Source organism: Ruegeria sp. N4, assembly GCF_056531425.1.
Window position 1 is genome coordinate 1 of sequence record NZ_JBQFLT010000026.1, and the last position, 3,422, is coordinate 3,422.

The window sequence follows — 3,422 nt, forward strand, 5'->3', positions numbered from 1 at the left end:
GAAACGCACGCCCTTGTACGCCTTGCACGTTGATTTGGGAGGTAAGCTGGTTGATTTTGCGGGCTGGGAGATGCCTGTTCAGTATCCGATGGGGATTATGGGGGAGCATAAGCAGTGTCGTGAGAAGGCGGCGGTGTTTGATGTGTCTCATATGGGTCAGGTGATCCTGCGGGGTGAGAATGTGGGCGAGAAGCTGGAGGCTTTGTGCCCGCAGGCCTATGCGACCTTGAAAGAAGGCAAGGCGCGGTACGGGTTTTTTACCAACGCGGATGGCGGGATCATGGATGACCTGATTGTGTCGAACGCGGGGGATCATTTCTTTGTGGTGGTGAACGCGGCGCTGCGGCATCAGGACATTCCGCATATGAAGGCGAACCTCGATGGCGTAGACGTGACCGAGATCTTCGACCGTGCGCTGGTCGCGGTGCAAGGTCCCAAGGCCGAGGATGTTGTGGGGGAACTCTGCCCTGCGGCGCGGGATCTGAAGTTCATGGAAACCACCGTGGCCGATATTATGGGCGTCGAATGCCGCATCTCGCGGCTGGGCTACACCGGCGAGGACGGGTATGAGATCTCGATCCCCGAGGACAAGGCCATCGAGATCACCAAGGCGTTCCTGGCGCATGAAGATTGCGAACCGGCGGGTCTGGGCGCGCGTGACAGCCTGCGGCTGGAGGCGGGGCTGTGCCTCTATGGCAATGACATCGATCAGAGCACTTCACCGATTGAGGCCAGCCTTGGCTGGGCAATCCAGAAGCGCCGCAAGGAAGAGGGCGGGTTCCCGGGGGCCGAGCGTGTCCAACGCGAACTGGCCGAGGGTGCCGCCCGCAAGCTGGTGGGCATCAAGCCCGATGGCCGCGCCCCGGCGCGTCAGGGCGTGGAAATCCAGTGCAGCAATGGCAACACCATCGGTCAGATCACCTCGGGCAGCTTTGGCCCCACGGTGGGTGGCCCGGTGGCGATGGGGTATGTGTCCGCCGGTCACGGCGAACCGGGAGAGAAGGTGAACCTGATCATCCGGGGCAAGGCGCAACCGGCGCAGATCGTGGCGCTGCCCTTTGTCACCCAGAATTACAAGCGTTGAAGTCAGGAGAGAGACAGCATGGCAACCTATTATTCCGAAGAGCATGAATGGCTGACCGTCGAAGGGGACGTGGCCACTCTGGGCATCACCAAACATGCCGCCGAGCAGCTGGGCGAAGTGGTCTTTGTCGAGCAGCAGGAAGTGGGTGACGAGTTCGAGAAGGACGGCGAGATCGGCGTGATCGAATCCGTCAAGGCGGCCTCGGAACTCTACGCCCCGGTGGATGGCGAGATTGTCGAGGTCAACGAGGCGCTGGCCGACAACCCCGGCGCGCTGAACGAAGACCCCGAGGGCGAGGCCTGGATTTACAAGGTCAAGATCGCGGACGCGTCGCAGCTTGAGGATCTGATGGACGAAGCTGGCTACAAGGCCTTCATCGGGTAAGAAATCACGGCGGATCCTTGCGGGGGTCCGTCCTTCATCTGGCTAAAAATATCCCCGCCGGAGGCATCCGCCACAGCGGCCGGGCGAGACATTCCCTGAGGAGCGCAACGATGGCCTTCAAACTGACCGATTACGAAGCCTATGACTTCGCCAACCGCCGCCATATCGGGCCCAGCCCGACCGAGATGCGCGACATGCTCAAGGTGATTGGCTTCAAGACGCTGGACGAGCTGATCGACGCCACCGTCCCGCCCGCGATCCGGCAGAAGGAGCCGCTGGACTGGGGCCCGGCGATGACGGAACGCGACGCTCTGTTCCACATGAAAGAGGTGGCGAGCAAGAACACCGTTCTGACCTCGCTGATCGGTCAGGGCTATTATGGCACCACCACGCCGGCGCCGATCCTGCGCAACATTCTGGAAAACCCGGCCTGGTACACCGCCTACACGCCGTACCAGCCCGAGATCAGCCAGGGCCGGCTTGAAGCGCTGCTGAACTTCCAGACCATGGTCAGCGACCTGACCGGGCTGGACGTGGCCAACGCCTCCCTGCTGGACGAAGCCACAGCCGCGGCCGAAGCCATGGCGATGGCCAAGCGCGGCGGGCGTTCGAAAGCCAACAACGCCGCCTTCTTTGTGGACAAGAACTGCCACCCGCAGACCATCGCGGTGATCAAAACCCGGGCTGAGCCTCTGGGCATCGACGTGCAGGTTGCCGATCCGGACACGCTGGATGCGGGCGCCGTCTTTGGTGCGATCTTCCAGTACCCCGGCACCCACGGCCATGTGCGCGACTTCACATCGGAAATCGCGGCGCTGCACGAACATAAAGCCATCGCCATTGTCGCCGCCGACATCCTGTCGCTGGCCCTGCTGAAATCCCCGGGTGAGATGGGCGCGGATATCGCCATCGGCTCGACCCAGCGCTTTGGCGTGCCGATGGGCTATGGCGGCCCGCACGCCGCTTACATGGCGACCACCGACAAGCTGAAACGCTCGATGCCGGGCCGGATCATCGGTGTCAGCATCGACAGCCGCGGCAACAAGGCCTACCGGCTGTCGCTGCAGACCCGCGAGCAACACATTCGGCGCGAGAAGGCGAACTCGAATGTCTGCACCGCGCAGGCGCTGCTGGCGGTGATTGCCTCGATGTATGCGGTCTATCACGGCCCCGACGGCATCAAGGCCATCGCGCAATCGGTGCACCGCAAGACCTCGCGCCTGGCCGCTGGTCTGGAAGAGGCGGGCTTTGCCGTTGAGCCGGAAGTGTTCTTTGACACCATCACGGTTGAGGTCGGCCATCTGCAGACAACGGTGATGGAGGCCGCCGTGGCGCGCGGCGTCAACCTGCGCAAGGTCGGCGAGACAAAAGTGGGCATCAGCCTGGACGAACAGACCCGCCCCGAGACCATCGAGGCCGTCTGGGGTGCCTTCGGCATCGACCGCACCGATGACAGCTCGAACGTCGCTTACCGCCTGCCCGATTACGCGCTGCGGGAAAGCGAATACCTGACCCACCCGATCTTCCACCAGAACCGGGCCGAGGCCGAGATCACCCGCTATATGCGCCGTCTGGCCGACCGCGATCTGGCGCTGGACCGGGCGATGATCCCGCTGGGGTCCTGCACCATGAAGCTGAACGCCACGATCGAGATGATCCCGGTCACCTGGCCCGAGTTCGGCAACCTGCACCCGTTCTGCCCCGAAGATCAGGCGCAGGGCTATCACGAGATGATCGCCGATCTGAACGACAAGCTGTGCCAGATCACCGGCTATGACGCGATCAGCCAGCAGCCCAACTCGGGCGCGCAGGGCGAATATGCGGGCCTGCTGACCATCCGCAACTACCACTTCGCCCGTGGCGAAGGGCAGCGCAATGTCTGCCTGATCCCGACCTCGGCCCATGGCACCAACCCGGCCTCGGCCCAGATGGTGGGCTGGCAGGTTGTGCCGGT

General features: G+C 63.2%; 3 protein-coding genes. All 3 read left to right on the forward strand.

What is annotated here, in order from left to right; translation table 11 throughout:
• On the forward strand, nucleotides 1-1,084 hold a 1,084-nt coding region (gene gcvT, locus ACR0LW_RS21150), incomplete at its 5' end, for a glycine cleavage system aminomethyltransferase GcvT (RefSeq protein ID WP_480884397.1).
• An 18-nt stretch (nucleotides 1,085-1,102) separates the two neighbouring features.
• Nucleotides 1,103-1,468 (forward strand): glycine cleavage system protein GcvH, encoded by a 366-nt coding sequence (gene gcvH / locus ACR0LW_RS21155; protein WP_170456856.1) that lies wholly within the window; start codon nucleotides 1,103-1,105, stop codon nucleotides 1,466-1,468.
• Between the two features lie 110 nt (nucleotides 1,469-1,578).
• On the forward strand, nucleotides 1,579-3,422 hold a 1,844-nt coding region (gene gcvP, locus ACR0LW_RS21160; RefSeq protein WP_480884400.1), incomplete at its 3' end, for an aminomethyl-transferring glycine dehydrogenase.

Excerpts from the sequence above, each read along its gene's own strand:
- gcvH (WP_170456856.1), top strand. The coding sequence starts at position 1,103 with ATGGCAACCTATTATTCCGAAGAGCATGAATGGCTGACCGTCGAAGGG.